This is a genomic window from Stomatobaculum sp. F0698 (assembly GCF_030644385.1).
Classification (GTDB): Bacteria; Bacillota; Clostridia; order Lachnospirales; family Lachnospiraceae; genus Moryella.
Window position 1 is genome coordinate 623977 of the sequence record NZ_CP130060.1, and the last position, 18480, is coordinate 642456.

The following is an 18480-nucleotide window of genomic DNA, read 5'->3' on the forward strand; positions in this document are numbered from 1 at the left end:
AGATGGCAGAATTGAACCTGAAACAAATTATAGACCGCCTGAATGCGGAATTTACCGGGGAGACCCGGAAACTGGTTTTCTGGTACGATGACAAGGCAGAATTTGCCGAGGATATGGAGACGGTGGAGCTCCAGAATGCGAAGATCTACTATCTTCAGCCGGATAACCAGTTCTATACAAAGTATTTTCTGGAGCGTGTGGATAAGACCACGAATTATCTGATCTATGCGCCGTTCCGCAAGCCGGATGTAAGGGACAACCATCTGGAAGACACTTGTGCTTATTCCAGGCGGTTCTTTGCCGACCGTGCCTCCCTGCTGTCGGTTGACCTTGGTATTGAGGAAAAGTATAAGCCGGTTATTGAGAAGCACATCAAGTTTTTCGCCAACAAGGAGCGTACTCAGCGATTCTATGATTTGGAAATCGAGAACTTTAATGAAGAAAATATCCTTGTCGGCCTGCTGAGTGCAGTCTGCAAGGCGCGTACCTGCTCTTTTGAGGAAGTTGTGCGCATCGTGTTGACGGAGAAGGTGAATTTCGCCGAAGGCGAAAGAGAGACCGGCCTGGGCCGTGGCGAGCTGGTGGACAATGCTTTCTTGCAGGAGTTTGAAAAATACGATCTGCTGTCTGCATTCTGGCAGCTCTGTGAGCAGCATTTCGGATACACTGATACAAAGCCGAGTCTGGAACGGCTGCTGGTAACATTGTTCGTTACTTATACTGGTCGATATGTGCAGGCAGAGCTTCCGGCAGCATGGAAGAGCTTTGTCTCCTACAAGTCCGGTAATATCATCGCATTTCTCGATAGCCTGATGAACAGCATCCTGTACCGGGACAAATACGACGCTCTGTCGGCGCACGTTGCCAAAGGGCTGAATGTTTTTTCGGCATTTGCAGGAATGCGAGTGGACGATTTGATGGAGTGCGATACTTTCCTTGCCGTGGATCAGGTTCTGGTAAAGTGGCTCATTGACAGACTTGTCTCGGAAGATATTGGTGCAATCGTAAACGGATTTACCATTCCGGAACTCTGTGAAAAACGGGCTAAAATGCACTTTGGAAGAAAGACCGGGAAGACCTATCAGCTGCTTTCCAGTGCATACAGCATGGTGAAGGAAGCGGATTACCATGCCGCAGATGGCTTAAAGCCAATCATCGACCGATATCTGGCTGCGGATTACAATATGGATCAGCAGTATCGGAAATTTTATTATTATTACGACAAGGTGAATTGCACCGAAGGGGCAAGAGAGGGTGGCCTGGGCCAACAGCTGGAGAGCACGGAAAGCTTTGAGCCGCTTCGTGAACTGGTGGAAAATATCTACACGAACGAATATCTGGCTTGTCTGCTCCCAGCCTGGAATGCTGGAATCCAGCAGGATGCTGCATTTTCGGCAATTCCGTTGCAGCGGGAGTTTTACAATGCCAACCTGCGCTATACCAAAGAACGCACCGTGGTTATCATTTCGGATGCCATGCGTTACGAGGTAGGACAGGAGTTGTTTTCCAGAATGCAGGATGACCCGAAATGCACGGCAAAACTTTCTGTACAGTTGGGTGTTCTTCCGTCTTATACGAGGCTCGGTATGGCAGCACTTTTGCCGCATAAAACACTGGAGATGACGGATGACTTCCAGGTGCTGGTAGATGGTATCCTTTGCGATAATCTGGCAGGTCGGCAGCAGGTGCTGCAAAGCTATAACCCGGATAGTGTCTGTGTACAGTTCGATGATATCAAAAATCTGAAAGTGGCAGAGCTGCGAGATGTGCTGACAAAACGTCAGATTATCTATGTATACCATAATCAGATCGACGCGCGTGGAGACAAGGCTAATACCGAGGATGAGGTGTTTCATGCGTGTGAGGAAGCTGTTCAGGAAATTATGGATTTGATTCATCGAATCTCCGTCAGCGGCAACACCTATCATTTTATCGTCACTGCCGATCATGGCTTTATTTACAAGCGTGATAAGTTGACAGAAAGTGACAAGATTTCCGGGAAAATCGCGGACAAAGCATTTGTCAATCGCAGATTTATTGTTTCCAAGGCGGCACTGGAAAATGACGGCATCGATCATATGAGCATGGGACGCGTTCTGGGGAATGAGGACAGCAAGGTGGTCTCCTATCCTGTCAGCAGCAATGTCTTTAAGGTGGCCGGAGGCGGTGCTAACTATGTGCATGGCGGTTCCTCACCACAGGAAATGCTGGTGCCTGTACTGGAGTTTAAGATGGAACGCGGTCACATGGAAACAAAGAATGCAGAGATTGCCCTGGTCAGCATCGTCCATAAGATTACGAACCTGATCACTTCCATGGACTTTATCCAGTCGGATGCCGTCAGTGATACTGTAAAAGCGGCAAAGTACCGCATTTTCTTCCTCTCGGAAGACAATGAGAAAATCTCGAACGAAAACAGTTATGTGGCGGACAGTCGTGAGGAAAATGCGCAGAAGCGTATCTTCCGGATGCGGTTCACATTCAAGAATAAGAAATACGACAAGGACAAGCAATATTACCTTGTGGTTTATGACGAAGAAAGCGGTCTGGAGCAGTGGAGGCAGCCTGTTATCATGGACATTGCCTTTGCGGATGACTTTGGATTCGGATTCTGATACAGAGGAGGCAGGAATTCCGTATGGAAATGATGGATATGGCGGTAGACGATACCCGTGAAGAACTGCGTCGAAAGCTGCGTAGCAACTTTGACGGTCGTATCGTCCGCAAAGACCTGACAAAGAAAATAAAAGAAGGAGCAAATGTTCCGGTCTATGTGCTGGAGTTCCTGCTGGGTCAGTATTGTAGTTCAGACGATGAGGCAATCATTGAGCAGGGCGTTCAGAATGTGAAACGTATTCTGGCAGACAACTTTGCCCGCCCGGATGAGGCTCAAAAAATTCTCTCACAACTGCGCAAGAACGGGAGCCATACCATTATTGATATGGTGACAGTGCATCTGGACATCAAGAAAGACTGTTTCTTTGCCGAATTTTCCAATCTTGGCCTGACGAATGTGCCAATTTCCGACGACTATCCGGAGAAATACGACCGGCTGCTGTGCGGCGGTATCTGGTGCATTGTGCAGCTGGAATATGAAGTGGAGGGCGACAGCAGCTTTGGCATTATCAATGCCGATGGCGATCCGTTGCGCTCTAAACAGAAGAAACAGAAGGACATTTCGCCCATCAGCATCCGCAAGCTAACACCGATTCAGATGCCGCACATTGACATTGACGAGCTGAAGCAGGGACGCAAGGCATTTACAAAGGATGAATGGCTGGATGTACTGCTGCGCTCCATCGGTATGGAGCCAGACGAGTTTACTTATCGTGAAAAATGGCTGTTGCTGACCCGTATGATTCCGTTGGTTGAGAACAACTTCAACCTGTGTGAGCTGGGGCCGAGAAGCACCGGTAAATCACATCTGTACAAAGAAATCTCGCCAAACAGTATTCTGATCTCCGGTGGGCAGACGACGGTGGCAAACCTGTTTTATAACATGGGCCGCAAGACAGTTGGTCTGGTTGGCCTATGGGATTGTGTTGCCTTCGATGAGGTGGCCGGTATTCGCTTCAAGGATAAAGACGGCGTGCAGATTATGAAGGACTACATGGCCTCCGGTTCTTTCGCTCGCGGCAAGGAAGAAAAGGCTGCAACGGCCTCGATGGTCTTTGTCGGTAACATCAATCAGAGCGTGGACGTGCTGCTGAAAACGTCCAGCCTGTTTGACCCGTTCCCGCCGGAAATGGGCACCGACACGGCATTTCTCGACCGTATGCACTGCTATCTCCCCGGCTGGGAGATTCCGAAGTTCCGCCCGGAGCATTTCACGAATGACTATGGCTTTATCAGCGATTATCTGGCAGAGTTCATCCGGGAACTGCGCAAGGAACAGTACGGCGATGCGCTCGACCATTACTTCCGTTTGGGCAAGAACCTGAACCAACGTGATACCATCGCCGTGCGCCGTATGGTGGATGGCTATCTGAAGCTGCTCTATCCTGATGGGGAGTTTACCAAGGAAGAACTGGAGGAAGTCATCCAGATTTCGCTCGAAATGCGCCGTCGTGTGAAGGATCAGCTGAAAAAGCTGGGCGGCATGGAGTTCTACGATGTGAACTTCTCCTACATAGACAATGAGACCTTTGAGGAGCATTACGTTTCCGTTCCGGAACAGGGCGGCGGCAAGCTGATTCCGGAAGGGATGTGCAATCCGGGTCAGGTCTATACCGTTTCGCAGGGCAAGTCCGGTATGATCGGCGTATTCCGCCTTGAAAGCCAGATGCTGCCCGGCAACGGAAAATTTGAGCGCACTGGCCTTGGTAGCGACCGTGATTGCAAGGAATCCACGAATACGGCGTTCAATTTCCTGAAAGCAAACGGAAATCGTATCAGTGGCAGCATCAGCACTACGATGCGGGATTACATCATCAACTATCAGGATTTGCAGGGCATCGGGATGACTGGGAAACTAGCGCTGCCGACTCTGATTGCGCTGTGCTCCATCGCGCTGGGCAAGCCCGTACTTAGCAGTATGGCTGTCCTGGGGGAGATCAGCATCAGCGGAACAATGATAAAAGCCGATGAACTGGCGAATTCCTTGCAGGTATGCATGGACAGCGGTGCGAAGAAAGTGCTGTTGCCGATTACCTCGGCGGCGGATTTGACGACAGTTCCGGCAGATTTGATTGGGAGCTTTAATTTGATCTTTTATAGCAGCGCTGAGGATGCAGTGTTTAAGGCATTGGGGGTGGAATGATGATTGAGTCGGTTCGTAAAATAAAGTTCACTGGGGGTTCTTTTACATCTGCAACGGAATTGCCCATATTTCGGAATCAAAATGAACGAATGGCTCTTGTGTATGGTAGAAACGGAAGCGGAAAAACCACAATAGCAAAGGCTTTTATAAAAGTTAACGGTGGAGATGTAAGCGATATTGATAGTGCAGCATTGCTCGACGAAAACGGCAATCCTGTGGTGCAGGGAACAGATGAAGCTACGCGGCGAGTCTATGTTTTTAATGAGGAGTATATACAAAGAAATGTTCGTTTAAAAGAAGATGGTTTAAGTACGATAATTATGCTTGGCGTACAAGCAGAGTTAGAGGAAAAAATTATTGCAGCACAGGACGCATTGACGGCTAGCGAAAATGCGAGAAAGCAGCAGGAAGAAGTATGCAACACATATTCAGATAGATCGTCTGTTCTTGCGCCCGCATATCACCGCGCTAAAATGAATAATGCTTTATCTGGAGATACTCACTGGGCTGGCAGAGAAAGAGTAATTAAAGAATATCGTCGTAACGCCGCTGTTAATGATAGCACTTATAATACGATTATCTCATCAGCCCCAGCACTATCTGAAGCTGATGTAGAATCTGAATATCGTAAAAAATATGATGTGCTTTCTGCTGCGAAAAGCGGAAGTGCAGCGATTTCACAAAGCGTTCAAGTTCATATTCCTGAGTTTAGAGATGATGATATTATCATGATCCTGGCAGAAAGAATAGAAAAGCCTGAATTGACACCACGAGAAGAATTTCTACTCACTCTGGTTGAGTCCGGTCAACTTCAGAAAATAGAGGAAACTTTCTCTAATGAAGCTGTGAAACAATGTCCTTTCTGCTTACAGCCAGTTACGGAGGAATATAAGAATAATTTAATTGAAAGTATAAAAAAGGTACTATCCAGGCAAGTTGAGGATCACAAGGAATGCTTATCAAAGCTAATATTCCAACAGATAAGTTTTGATATTAATCCATTTAGTAAACTTAATCAATCGACGGTAAATAACGTAAAAAATGCGGTTGCTGCATTAAATGATGCAATAGAAAAGTGCAATACGGAAATCAAGAAGAAAATTGCCAATCCTTTTGAACCAATATTAGGGGTAGAATTTGGACTCCAAGAAAAGCGGGCTGCGTTAGAGAGTGCAATTAGAGACTTGGAAGCCGCAAGAGTAGAGTACAATAAACCTTTTCGTGATATTAGCAAGATCAGATCCGAATTGCAGGTGTTAAATAAGCAAAGGGCCTATTATGAGATTTTGCCAATCTATGAGACCTATTTAAAACAGTCCAAAGAAAAGGAAGATGCTGATTCCAAGTTCGAGCAATTAAAGGAAGATGCGCTGACCAAGAAGAAGACGCTTGACGAATTACTTGCGCAGAAGAAGAACATTATGATTGCAGTTGATGTAATCAATAGTAATCTTCGCTATATCTTTTTTGCTAATGACAGATTGGCAATAAAAGTGAAAGACGGTGTATATCTGCTCCAGTCAAATAAAGCAGACGTAAAACCAAACGATATATCGCTCGGGGAACGTAATATAATTGCACTCTGTTATTTCTTCGCAGAAATGCTTTCGGGCTGTGCTATAGAAGATGCGTATACAAATGAGGTATTGGTAGTCATCGACGACCCAGTTTCAAGCTTTGATTTTGAAAACAAAATCGGTATCATATCTTTTTTGAGATCGCAAATGCGAAAAATTATGTGTGGAAATCGCAATTCAAAATTATTGGTCATGACGCATGATCTACCAGCTGTATTTGACTTGGAAAAAACCTTTAATGAGATAAAAGCTACCGCAAAGGATGAAATCGGCACTGAATGTAACTACCTCCTTCTGGAATTGAAAAATCGGCAGCTTGTTGATTTCAGGTACAAAAAAAGGCACGAATATAGCGAGCTTTTAAAAACGATTTATGATTTTGCAGTTAATGGTACTCCTGATAATGATATGATAATTGGGAATACAATGCGACGGGCATTGGAGACTTTTTCGACTTTTGTTTATAAAAAGCCCATAGATGCAATATCATGTGACAAGGATGTCTTATCTTTACTTGGTGAAGAATGCTATGTAACATATTTTGAAAACTTGATGTACCGCCTGGTTCTTAATGGAGAAAGCCATATGGAGGAACGAGCTAAAACTCTTGTAGATGCCGATTTTGTTGCAGTCCTCTCTCCGGATGAAAAGAAAAGAACGGCTCGGGATATTTTGTGTTTTATGTATTTGCTGAATCCGGTTCATGTAAAGGCACATTTGGCTGATATAAATGATGCGGATTGTCAAATTCAGGGCTGGTGCAGCAAGATAAAAGAATTCACATAAAATCATGAAATGAACCAGCGCATAAATGGTAGAAACTGCCCCTTCACTGATAATTGTGCAGACGGCATCTGCACAATTTGCAACAAAATAGAGGAGCCGGTTAAGACTCCTCGATGGCACGTTATTTCAAAAAGTTGCTCTTATGTTCCAGTGCGTGCAGATTATAGCCAAGGGTGGCCAGGTGTGCTACCTTCAGCACAACCAGATTGATGTCAGTGGACATCGCACTGGCAATCTGTTCGGCGGTGTATCCATATTCATAGATGTAGCGAAGGACTTCATCGCTGTCCATCAGGATTTCTGCTGCTACGATGTTGGCTTCATATTCAGGTTTGGATTTCATATCGTAAAGCATGAACTCATGAATCGGGGTGGTTTTCTCGAGTGTGTGAAGAAATCTCTGTAAATAGGATTTCCTGTGATAGGATTTATGTCTGAGGGCTTACAAAAAGCAGCGTTATCGACCTTCAGACGGTTGCTTATTTTATAACGGATACAGGTTGACATGTCTACAGCGGGCGGAGAAATCCGCCCGTTTCGGCTGTTTATCGTGTCATTCGGGAAGCCGGTCTTCGTACATGATCGACAGCTCGCCGTAAACCTGCCCCCAGTTCCGGATTGTCATGCTCCATTTTTTCGTGGCTTCAAAGGTGGCCGGATACAGGGCCTTCAGAAGAGCCTGGGCACTGGGGAAAACGCTTCTCTGACGATTCAGCTTGCGGTATGTGGCGTTCAGACTCTCGATTGCGTTCGTCGTGTAGATGACGATTCTCACATTTGCGGAAAACTTGAAGATCGGAGTGATGACATCCCAGTCGCGTTCCCAGCGTTTCATGGCGTTCGGATATTTCTCCGACCACTTCTCTGTGATTCGGTCCCGGTTGGCGCGCCCCTGTTCCTCGTTGGGAGCATTATAGATCGTTTTAAGGTCATTGGCGAAGGCCTTGCGGTCTTTGTCTGACACGTATTTTAACGTGTTCCGGACCCGGTGGACGATGCAGCGCTGATATTCTGTCTTCGGGAAAGCCGTCTGGATCGCCTCGCGGATCCCAGTCAGCCCGTCAGCTGAGATAATCAGGATATCCTTAACCCCACGGTTCTTAAGGCTGTTGAGGACGGCCAGCCAGTACTTAGCACTCTCGTTATTGCCGACCTCGATTGTCAGGACATCTTTCTTTCCTTCGCAGCTGATCCCGAGTATGACGTAAGCCGCCATCTTCCGAATAATCCCATTATCCCGAACCGAGTAGTGGATTGCATCGATGTAGAGGATGGGGTGCAGGATCTTATCCGTCACGTCCGATATGAATCCCTCAGAGGCCTCAAAACCATAGATATCCATGAGTGTGGCAGAGATCTGGCGGGTGGTCATCCCCTTGGCATACATGGAGATGATCTTCTGATCGATGTCAGAAATGTCTTTCTGCCGCTTCTTTAAGACTTTAGGCTCAAACGTGGACTTGCGGTCCTGCGGGACGTCGATTCGCATAGAACCGTAGCTGGAGTTGACAGTCTTTTCCTTGTAGCCGTTACGGTAGTCATCCATTTCGGCTTCCATCATCTCCTTGATGGTGCCGCCGAGCAGGTCTTTTAGAGCATCATGGATATCCTCGGCAGTCTCAATGTCGTATTCCTGTAGGAGTTGCTGGATGATCTGGCGTTTGCCTTCGGTCATCACGACTTTGTGGACGGGTTTCTTTTCTCTTTTTGCCATAGTAAAGGCCTCCTGTGATTAGTGTATATCACAGAAGCCCCTGAAGGTATTTCTTATTCCGTTTTTACAGAAAAACTTTCATACTCTCGAACGTTCCATCCTTCAGAGTGCGGTGGGCACAGACATCCAGCGACCATTCGTCTTCAAAGAAGTGCACTTCTACATAAGAGATGAATGCGCTCTTTTCAAGAAGATCATAGCGACGGCAACAAGCTTCACGATTCTTCTCGTAGGCGGCCTGCCCGACTTTCGTCTTGTAACGGAAGATGTTGCCTCTATAAAGAGTGACGGTACCGCGTTTGATCTCGTTACGAACGGTGTTTGGCGCGCAACCTAACTCTCCGGCGATCCTGTTGGGTGTCCATCCATCTTTGAGACGAGTTTGAATGACAACACGTTCTTCAAATGAAAGATGTTTACCCTTCCTGTGTTCAGGTATAGAATGTACTTGGTCAATAGGGTCTTCTCCTTGTGAATGATGATTGAGCTCCTACATTCTACCCAAGAGAAGCTTTATGGACTTTTCAGTTTATCTGTTCAACATGATTTTACAATCGGCCATTTAAAAAAAATACACCAACCGAGGGAAGCACATATCATGAAAAACACAAGGGTAATCAGTTTGATGATTTTCTCCATGATTTTAGCATTATCAAGCGGCTGCACAAATGCAACCCATGCCAAAAATGAAGTTCCCGCTGATAGTCAAATTGGTGTTGCTGCAGATCAGGAGAATGCGCCAGAAGAAACAACAGAGGCAGAAGAAACAACAGAGGCAGAAGAAACAACAGAGGCAGAAGTCAAAGAGCCGGAGCTTAGTCATACCTATGTAACACATTTCGGAGAAATAAACGCAGTTACTTATCCCGCTTTTTCCTTTAATTGTCCTGACGGCTGGAACGTTACAAAGGAAGATGTTACTGCAATTTCAGAATGGGTAACATTGTCTAATGAGCGAGGCGTGTCCATTGATTTTATCAATCTTCACCAAAAGGATATCGGCGGAGGTAGTGCGGTTCACTATTCAGAACTTGAAGTTTCAAAGATTGCTGATTCTGATTTTGTCCCCGGTTATGTTCAAGCAGAAGACTATTCTGGCCTTGGTAAATTCATGGTCGCTGAATTGAAAAAAATAGGTGAAATGGACGCAATAAGCGATTCAGACTTTGTTCCCGTTGAAAATGGGACTGTCAGCTATGCAGTATTGCCCGAAAGCAGCGCAGGAGTGCAAATCATGAACAGCGCGTATTATATGGACTTGGCTTTTTTTTATTCTGCGAATGTTATGTTTGTGGCATTTGCCCCAGACGGACAGTTTACGCAACAGGAGGAAACAGAAGTCATCGCCATTCTATCTAGTTTTAGAGTTGAATGATATCTGTGTAAGCTTGCAAAAGGAGAATATATGCATAAAAACCTTGAAATGTATCTTGTATCCGGAAATTCTTTAGAATCATTGATTACATACGATTTCAAAAACGAAGGCCCTTGGCCGGATGTAAATAATGAGACAAATCCACTCAAAAAGTTTCAGCTCTATAAAGCAAAAGAAATGCCAAAATTTGACTGTGATAGTTCTAATGGAACGTGTTCTTTGACATCTGACATTTATAATAGGCTATGGGGCTGGACATACGAAAACCGCTTTCATTTGCCTGAACCGCTGTCTGGCTGTTTTCAAGGACAATGGAAACGAATGGGCAGCGATACGATGAATTCTTTTTCTACGATTTATCGTACCGCAAAATCTGTTTATTCCAACACACCCCATTTACTTGAACAGAACAACTTTTTAGCAAGATTCGCTTCTTTAACACATACCATTGGCAACTTTACATTGGTGCCATTCCAACTCTCACCGCAAAGGGACACTCGTTCTTTTAATCAATACAGAGGGTTTCGAGGGAATGATGACAACCCTTATTTCGTCTATGACTTCTTCGATTTGTCTTTGAAGCTGATTCAAGAAAATACAAGCACACAGGTTTTTAAGGACTATATTGACACGTTTTTTCTGAATGACTATGTAGATAAGGACTATCGGATTATTCCGCTATTCAAGCGGCATCAAGTGTTTTTGGAGGAGAGCTATCTTTCGGTCAAAGATCCGGGCGCATTTCTGCCTCAAAACGAAACAGAGTTAAATGAATATTTGAGCAATGTAAATCAACTAATTCAAATGCGAGGCAGAAGAATTGTCGCTGCATTGAAAAAGCAAGTTCCAAATATCGAAGATGATAGTTCCACAACTATGAACCAAATGCAGGAAAAAGCTAAGGGATAAGCCAAATAGCGCCTTAATTGCCGTAGTTGTGTATGCGCTATTTTCTTTTTTAAAGCTTTTGGCAAAGAAATTTTCTTAATAAAACAGGAGACAAAGGAAGTGCGTTCCTCAGTCTCCTGTCTTGTTTTGTTGCAGAGCATCTTTCTTTTGTGGCGCAGCATAAGCCGCCACATTTCCGCCACAAACTGGCATGGAAGTTTATATTGTTATATTTGGGATTATGAACATTAGGCATCAAAAAAGCCTTGTCCTATCTTTGCTTATGGAGGTGTGGGCGTGTTCATAAAAATATATGAAACCGTCAAAAAGCTCCATAGATTGACTTCGCTTGCAATATGAAATGCTGTGCTGCGGCGCAACGACAATAACAAATGGTATGGTGTAGCTCCGGAAGTATCAGCTGATAAGTTGTGATTGCCGGAGCTATTTTTTGTGCGTGTTACGCGGGGGTGAGCGGGAAGTGTTTCGAAACGCCGAGCTATGGACGGGATTTCGTAGTCTTGCACGGGCAATAAATGCAAACAGAGTGCAAACTTGTATATACTGCCAAAATAATGCACGGAATTTAGAACATAAATTCAGCAATTTTAATGAAAAGCTTGTAGACGAATTCGTGTCCGCATGCTATGTTTGTCTTAACAAAAGTGAATTATTTAACAGAGTTAACCGCTGTAAGCCACAGGCATACAGTTAAAAAACAAACACAGTTTAGAAGGAGGTATTGAATGAAGGGTTACGCAATGCTCAAAATCGGAGAGTCCGGCTGGATTGAAAAGGAGCGTCCGCAGTGTGGTCCTATGGACGCCATCTGCCGCCCCTTGGCAGTTGCGGTTTGTACCTCGGACGTTCACACGCTTTGGGAAGGTGCCATCGGCGACCGTCACAACATGATCCTCGGTCACGAGGGTTGCGCGGAAGTGGTCGAGGTCGGCTCCCTCGTCAAGGACTTTAAGCCGGGTGACCGTGTCCTGGTTCCGGCAATCACCCCGGACTGGAACTCCCTGGAGGCACAGGCGGGCTATTCCATGCATTCCGGCGGCATGCTGGCAGGCTGGAAGTTCTCCAATTTCAAAGACGGCGTTTTCTCCGAGTTCTTCCATGTGAACGATGCGGACGGAAACCTTGCAAAGCTTCCGGACAACATCAACACGGTAGATGCCTGCATGCTCTCCGATATGGTCCCGACCGGATTCCACGGCGTTGAGCTCGCGGATGTCCAGTTCGGTGATACGGTTCTTGTCATCGGCATAGGTCCGGTCGGTTTGATGTCGGTTGCGGGTGCGAACATGCGCGGTGCGTCCAGAATCCTTGCTGTCGGAACCCGTAAGGTCTGCGTAGAGGCAGCGAAGGGCTACGGCGCAACAGATTTCATCAGCTATAAGGACGGCCCGATTTACGAGCAGGTGCTGGCTATGACCAACGGCAAGGGCGTTGATAAGATTGTCATTGCAGGCGGCGGTGTTGAGACCTTCGCGGAGGCAGTCAAGTGCCTGAAGCCGGGCGGCAAGGTCGGTAACGTGAACTATCTCGGCTCCGGCGATTCCATCGAGATTCCGCGCACCGAATGGGGCGTGGGCATGGGGCATAAGATGATCAACGGCGGTCTGATGCCGGGCGGACGTCTCCGCATGGAGAAGCTCGGGGCGCTGGTTGCGGCAGGCAAGCTGGATGTGAGCCCGCTCAGCACCCACGTTTTTGACGGCTGGGATCACATGGAAGAGGCGCTGTTCCTGATGCGCGACAAGCCGGCCGATTTGATTAAGCCTGTTGTGAAGCTGGCTGACTAATAACCGTTTGGATTCATGAAAATACTCGTGATATCGGGTTTCCTCGGCGCCGGCAAGACTACCTTTATTCGGGAGCTTGTCCGGCGCAACGCCGGGGAAATTGCCGTATTTGAAAACGAATACGGATCCGTCGGTGTAGACGGAGATGTATTGAAGAACAGTGCGGAGACGGGACAAGTCAATATCTGGGAAATGGCAGAAGGCTGTATCTGCTGTTCGATGAAGGGCGACTTTACTGCCTCTGTATTGACGATTGCGAACACGGTGGATTCCGACTATCTTGTGATTGAGCCGACCGGCGTGGGCATGCTGTCCAATGTCATAGAGAGCCTGAATCGCATCACCTATGAGCGCATTCAGATCTTAAAGCCACTGACTCTGGTGGACGGCCTCAGTTTTCAGCGCTATCGCGCCAAATATACGGAACTCTATCTGGATCAGATTCGCAATGCCTCGTATCTTGCAATTACCAAGATGGAACAGGCATCCGCGGAAGAAGTGCGGCATTTAATCGGCGAATTGCGGAAGATTAATCCGAGTGCCGAGATATGCCCGACGCATTATAAAGACGCGGATGATGCATGGTGGGAGCAACTCCTACGCAGCGCGGCCGATGTAGGCGAGCCGAAGTCGGAGCTTCGAAGTGCGACGCCGCAAACGGAAACGCAATTACCGGATACGTTTTCGATGGAGAAAGCCTATGTAGGCGCTCCGGAACCGTTTCTACTGTTTCTGGAAGCGCTGATACGTGGGCGCTACGGAAATATCATTCGTGCCAAAGGCCTGATTCCTGCAGGGGCTTGCGCGCTTCGCTTTGACGTGGCGGACGGACGCTACAGTGTGCGCCTCGAAGATCCCGACTCTGCCGTACAAGAGACAGATCAAAATGCCGTCGCGGTCTTCATAGGGCACGGAATCGCGAAGCAGGCGATACGCCGTGTGATACATCAAAAGAACATCGCGCAGCGCGGAAAGATACGCTTCACCGCCGCGGTAAATCAGAGATAAGAGATTTTCCGACCTACACGTTCGCAGGGGCGAGAGGTGAGGGGAAGGTCTCTTTTTTTGTGGTATAATCCGGATGAAACAAAAGGGAAGGACAATGCACAGCGCGGGGGGTATCGCATGTCAAAAGATGAATATTTGATTACAGATGCGCCGCTCAAGGCGCTGACCGTTTTTGCGATGCCGCTGATTCTCGGCAGCTTCTTTCAGCAGGTCTACAACATGGCCGATTCCATTATAGTCGGTCAATTTGTGGGATCGTCTGCCCTCGCTGCGGTCGGTGCCTGTGCGGCGCTCACGAATGTCTTCATCTGTGTGGCCCTCGGCGCAGGTGTCGGTGCCGGTGTGCTGGTGAGTCGCTATTTCGGGGCCAAAGAATACGACAAGATGAAGACCATCGTGTCGACTTCGCTTATCAGCTTTTTGCTGCTCAGCATATGCCTCGGCATCATCGGCTTTTGCTTTTCGCGGCGGATGCTGCGCGTCTTACAGACGCCGGATGATATCCTGGACACGGCGGTGTTGTATCTTCGTGTCTATTTTGTCGGTTTTCCGTTTTTGTTCATGTACAATATTCTCTCGAGCATGTTCACGTCCATAGGCGAATCCAAGATTCCGCTGGGACTTTTGATTTTTTCCTCGGCTTTCAATATAGGGTTGGATTACCGAATGGTGGCGGGACTGGGACTCGGCGTGTTCGGCGCAGCGCTTGCGACATTGATTGCACAGGGCATTTCCGCAGTGTTATCGCTTCTTATTTTTTTGAAGCGGATGAAGCGCTATCAGGGAAGTTTTCGTCGCTTTGACAGGCAGGAATTACAGTCCATGCTGCGGATTGCGGTCCCGTCTGTACTCCAGCAGTCCACCGTCTCCGTCGGGATGATGATTGTTCAGGCGGTTGTGAATCCCTTCGGAACCCAGGCACTCGCAGGGTATGCGGCTACCATGCGGGTCGAGAATGTCTTTTCGCTGATTTTTGTTTCCATCGGCAATGCGGTTTCTCCCTTTGTCTCCCAGAACCTCGGTGCCAAGAAGACGGAGCGGATTCGGAAAGGGTATCGTGCCGCACTGCTGCTGGATGCATGTTTTGCTTTACTTGCGTTTCTGATCATTGAAAGCTTGCACACACGCATTTCCGAGCTGTTTTTGGGTAGGGACGGAACAGAACTCGCGTATCGGGTGTCCGGAGAATACATGAAGTGGCTCGGCTATTTCTTTCTTTTCATGGGAATTAAAATGGCGACGGACGGCGTGCTTCGCGGACTCGGTAAAATGCTCCTGTTTCTCCTTGCAAACATGGTGAATCTCGCGATTCGCCTCTCGGTCGCCCTGCTGTTTGCGCCGCGTTTTGGCATTGCTTTTGTCTGGCTTGCGGTTCCGGCAGGTTGGTTTGCGAACTTTTTGATCTCTTATATCGCGCTCAGGAAGGCGTGGCCCGAAAGGAAAGTGCAGGCCTAAGCACCCGGAAAAGGGATTACGTTGCATTCGAGACAGCCTCTTACGAAAGTGAGGGGCTGTCTTTTTGATGCGGCAACAATTATCTATGCGCACTGATTTTCCGGTGGAAAGACAGGACGCGATGCGTTAAACGCTTATTAGCAATACTTAACTCGCTGCTCAAACGTTGCAAAGGACAAGCCTTGAAATCCCGGTTTGATTTTTCCACCGGAAAACAGTGCAGTGCCGTTAGCGGCAAATGTTCTTATGAAGGGAGTGATACGATGCAAGATTTAAAAGAGATATATGAACGGCTCGGAAAGCTATACGAAACCGAGCGGGAAGAAATGCCGGTTTTGGATGAGTTTATCCTTGAGTACCGCTGGTTCATGTGCGCAGATACGAGGGGCCGGGTCTCGCAGTGCTTACGTGTGGGGAAGGAGAAGAGCCCGGAGGCGTATCAGGCTGTATTGTCAAAAGAGCTCGGAATGCCGGTTGATCTGGTAATTAAAACGTTTTTGGAATCGGGAGACGAAACGCTTCGAGAGCCGCTTGTCGCACTGTTGAATTTGATGAGTAAGCCCTTCAACACCGCAGAGCGACTCTCAGAGCAGGGAATTGTGCGCGAGCCGGGATTGCAGTTTCCCTATGATGTTTCGGGCAAGAAAGTCGGCATTATAGGCTATGGACTTTACAATCAGTTTTTCCTCGGAAAATGCGAGGAGTTTCATGCCTTTGATTTACGACCGGAGAAGGGACTTTTGAATTACCGCATCGGGAGAGAGGGCATGAAAGTCTATCCGGAGGGAATTCACTGGCACCTCGGGAAGAGTGCCATCGACTATGCGGAGGTGCTAAAGACTCTGGATATGGTTATTATGACGGGATGCACGATCGTCAATGACAGTTACCGGGATATCCTGGCCTGCTGTGAGAAGGCAGAGGTACGCGGTATTTACGGCCCGAGCAACGAGCTTTGCCCTGCATATCTCTTTAATCGCGGCTACAATTTTATTTTCAGTGCCTCGGTACGAGATAAAGAGAGCTATTTGCAGGCGCAGCTTGCGCCGCTACCCGTGGGGGAGGATTTAAAATTCATGGATTTATATATTCTGCGCCGGAAATAATCCGGGGGAGCAGGGCAGTCCTATTAAGGGCTGCCTTTTCCTTTTTTTTAAATGCTACGGGCATACCGGCATCTTCCGTGTTCTAACTTGACGGAAGTCTATGCAGGAAGTAAGGTGAATCGAAAAGAAATACGGAGAAGTGCACCCTTTGCCCCCTGTGTTGTTTCCGTAAGTACGGAAGAATGAGTATAGTTGGAAACGCATGGACAAACCTTGCCTATGGATTGAAAGATTTGCTTTTGACAAACATGTGACAGTTGTCTGAAAGGATGAATATGAAACAATATGAGGCAGAGCAATCCCCGGAGATACTGGAAAAACTGATACAGCTGTCCGCGCAGTGGGCGGCGGAACAGAGTTGCTACGGCTATTATCCGAATACGGAAGCGGACATCGAGGGAAAGCGGATTTTCCTCGCGGAGGATGAAGACGGAATTGAAGCGTACCTGCTCGGCAAGATTGAGACCGCGAAGAACATGAAATCTATCATGCCGGAGGGAACCCTGTACTTTGAAGTTGAGGAGTTGTATGTTGTTCTGGAAAAGCGCTCGCAGGGAATCGGCGAAGCGCTGTTTCGCTTTGCAGAAGAAACAATCAAGAAGGATGTGCAATTTATCGTGCTCAGTACTGCGAGTAAGACAGCAAGGCGATTTTACATTTTCACTTGGATGAACTGGGGATACAGCTCCGGAGTGCGAGGTTATTTAAGAAGATAGGAGAAGAGCCGGATATTACCGTGTGAAGATAAAATGTAATCGGTACAGGGTTATTTTGGGAAATCAACGACGTCCGGAAACGAGGAAAGAATGTGACATAAAACTCACGCTTGCGGATTTGCAGATGATTGTTAGTTTTTGAATTTCCGACGCTACTCTTCGGTAAAGAACTCTGTAACAAGAATAACTGTGCCTGGCATGTTTGTGTCGGGCACTTTTGGTGAAGTGTAGTGGTCAACCCTTTTTGTAACACTACTGCTTAATGCTACACTCCGATCTCTTTTCAAACGGAGTCAGATATCCGTTATATGAGTGCGGGCGTATCTGATTGTACCAATCGTAAGCAAACTCTGAAACGGCATAATCCGGTTCTGCTGCAGTTTCAAAATTATGCTGATAAATCAACTCGGTCTTTAAGGTATTGTAATCGCGTTCCATCGGCGCATTGTCATACGGACAGCCCGCACGGCTCATGCTTTGAGAAATTCTGAGTTCCCGGCAATGTTGTACAAACTCTGCGGAAGTAAACTGACTTCCTTGATCCGAGTGCAAAATCAGGTTCTGTGAGGTAGCCTTTGCACTTGACAACGCTTTTTCAAACGTCCGCACGGCCAGGGAACTTGTGATAAAAGAGCTGTTTTCACCGGCAACAACGCTTCTGTCGTATAAATCAATAATGGAACAATGATAGCGCATGGTTCCATTTGTCAGTGTCATATATGTGAAGTCGGTACACCAAACACGATTCGGCCACTCAGGAGAAAAATTCCGCTTTCATAGATTCGGGAAAATTTTATGAGCTAATCCCCGATGGTATGCGGGTCTCTTTCGGCGACAAATCGAGTACAGTTGCAGTTCACGATTCATGTATTTGTGAACTGTTGTTTTGCTCACGGTGTCCCATGACACCAGGAGAATCATGATAAAGTGCTTGAATCCGTTGACAACAATGAGCTTTCTGAGCGTGCTGACTCGCTTTCGCATTTCTGAGGTAGTTGTAATAAGCGTTTACTTCTCCTCATCCATGTTTTGGCATTCTTAGCGATACGAGCGTACCCAGTTGGAAACAGTGGCTCCGGATATGCCGTACTCAGCTACAAGGCTGGCAATCGTGCGCCCGTCCTGAATGTGTGCACGGACAACTTTTCGTCTGGTTTCGTCTGTTATTCAAGTCATGTGCTTTTCTCCTCTGCTGACATTATAATCCTATCAGGCAGAGGTATTACAAATTCACTGTACCACTACAATTCTTTTGGATGTTTTGTTTGAACACAATCATTATTCGGAG

13 protein-coding genes and 1 pseudogene are annotated in these 18480 nt (G+C 47.1%); 10 read left to right on the forward strand and 4 right to left on the reverse strand.

Annotated elements, in window-relative coordinates; translation table 11 throughout:
- Positions 1-2: 2 nt before the first annotated feature.
- The 3 genes from pglZ to QU660_RS03030 are packed head-to-tail and all read left to right on the forward strand — an operon-like array spanning position 3 to position 7122.
- Positions 3-2615 (forward strand): BREX-1 system phosphatase PglZ type A, encoded by a 2613-nt coding sequence (pglZ, locus tag QU660_RS03020; RefSeq protein WP_304946866.1) that lies wholly within the window; start codon positions 3-5, stop codon positions 2613-2615.
- Positions 2616-2638: 23 nt separating this feature from the next.
- Positions 2639-4759, forward strand: a complete 2121-nt coding sequence (gene brxL / locus QU660_RS03025) for a protease Lon-related BREX system protein BrxL (RefSeq protein WP_304946867.1) — start codon at positions 2639-2641, stop codon at positions 4757-4759.
- Positions 4756-7122 (forward strand): AAA family ATPase, encoded by a 2367-nt coding sequence (locus QU660_RS03030; RefSeq protein WP_304946868.1) that lies wholly within the window; start codon positions 4756-4758, stop codon positions 7120-7122. Before brxL ends, QU660_RS03030 begins: the two co-directional genes overlap by 4 nt.
- Positions 7123-7243: 121 nt before the next feature.
- Here the strand turns inward: QU660_RS03030 and QU660_RS03035 are convergent, their stop codons facing one another.
- The 3 genes from QU660_RS03035 to QU660_RS09885 all read right to left on the reverse strand — a co-directional run bounded on the left by QU660_RS03035 (position 7244) and on the right by QU660_RS09885 (position 9293).
- Positions 7244-7477 (reverse strand): ImmA/IrrE family metallo-endopeptidase, encoded by a 234-nt coding sequence (locus QU660_RS03035; protein ID WP_304946869.1) that lies wholly within the window; start codon positions 7475-7477, stop codon positions 7244-7246.
- Between the two features lie 198 nt (positions 7478-7675).
- A complete protein-coding gene (locus QU660_RS03040) occupies positions 7676-8836 on the reverse strand; it encodes an IS256 family transposase (RefSeq protein WP_304946870.1) in 1161 nt (386 codons plus the stop codon).
- Between the two features lie 64 nt (positions 8837-8900).
- The gene (locus QU660_RS09885; protein ID WP_443027787.1) at positions 8901-9293 is read right to left on the reverse strand and encodes a transposase; all 393 of its coding nucleotides are present in this window, start codon (positions 9291-9293) and stop codon (positions 8901-8903) included.
- 141 nt (positions 9294-9434) lie between these two features.
- On the opposite strand from QU660_RS09885, the gene QU660_RS03045 reads away from it, so the two are divergent.
- The 7 genes from QU660_RS03045 to QU660_RS03075 all read left to right on the forward strand — a co-directional run bounded on the left by QU660_RS03045 (position 9435) and on the right by QU660_RS03075 (position 17192).
- The gene (locus QU660_RS03045; protein WP_304946871.1) at positions 9435-10211 is read left to right on the forward strand and encodes a hypothetical protein; all 777 of its coding nucleotides are present in this window, start codon (positions 9435-9437) and stop codon (positions 10209-10211) included.
- Positions 10212-10241: 30 nt separating this feature from the next.
- Complete coding sequence (locus QU660_RS03050; RefSeq protein ID WP_304946872.1) at positions 10242-11120, forward strand: hypothetical protein; 879 nt, start codon at positions 10242-10244, stop codon at positions 11118-11120.
- Between the two features lie 725 nt (positions 11121-11845).
- On the forward strand, positions 11846-12907 hold the full coding sequence (locus QU660_RS03055; RefSeq protein ID WP_304946873.1) for an NAD(P)-dependent alcohol dehydrogenase: 1062 nt from the start codon (positions 11846-11848) through the stop codon (positions 12905-12907).
- A gap of 27 nt (positions 12908-12934) precedes the next feature.
- Positions 12935-13915: a CobW family GTP-binding protein gene (locus QU660_RS03060; protein WP_304946874.1), complete on the forward strand. Its 981-nt coding sequence runs from the start codon at positions 12935-12937 to the stop codon at positions 13913-13915.
- Between the two features lie 117 nt (positions 13916-14032).
- A complete protein-coding gene (locus QU660_RS03065; protein WP_304946875.1) occupies positions 14033-15370 on the forward strand; it encodes an MATE family efflux transporter in 1338 nt (445 codons plus the stop codon).
- 263 nt (positions 15371-15633) lie between these two features.
- Positions 15634-16476, forward strand: coding sequence for a Rossmann-like domain-containing protein (locus QU660_RS03070; protein WP_304946876.1), 843 nt, complete (start codon positions 15634-15636; stop codon positions 16474-16476).
- A 275-nt stretch (positions 16477-16751) separates the two neighbouring features.
- Positions 16752-17192 (forward strand): GNAT family N-acetyltransferase, encoded by a 441-nt coding sequence (locus QU660_RS03075; RefSeq protein ID WP_304946877.1) that lies wholly within the window; start codon positions 16752-16754, stop codon positions 17190-17192.
- A gap of 252 nt (positions 17193-17444) precedes the next feature.
- On the opposite strand, the pseudogene QU660_RS03080 reads toward QU660_RS03075, so the two are convergent.
- A pseudogene (locus QU660_RS03080) lies at positions 17445-18359 on the reverse strand (IS3 family transposase).
- Positions 18360-18480 lie beyond the last annotated feature (121 nt).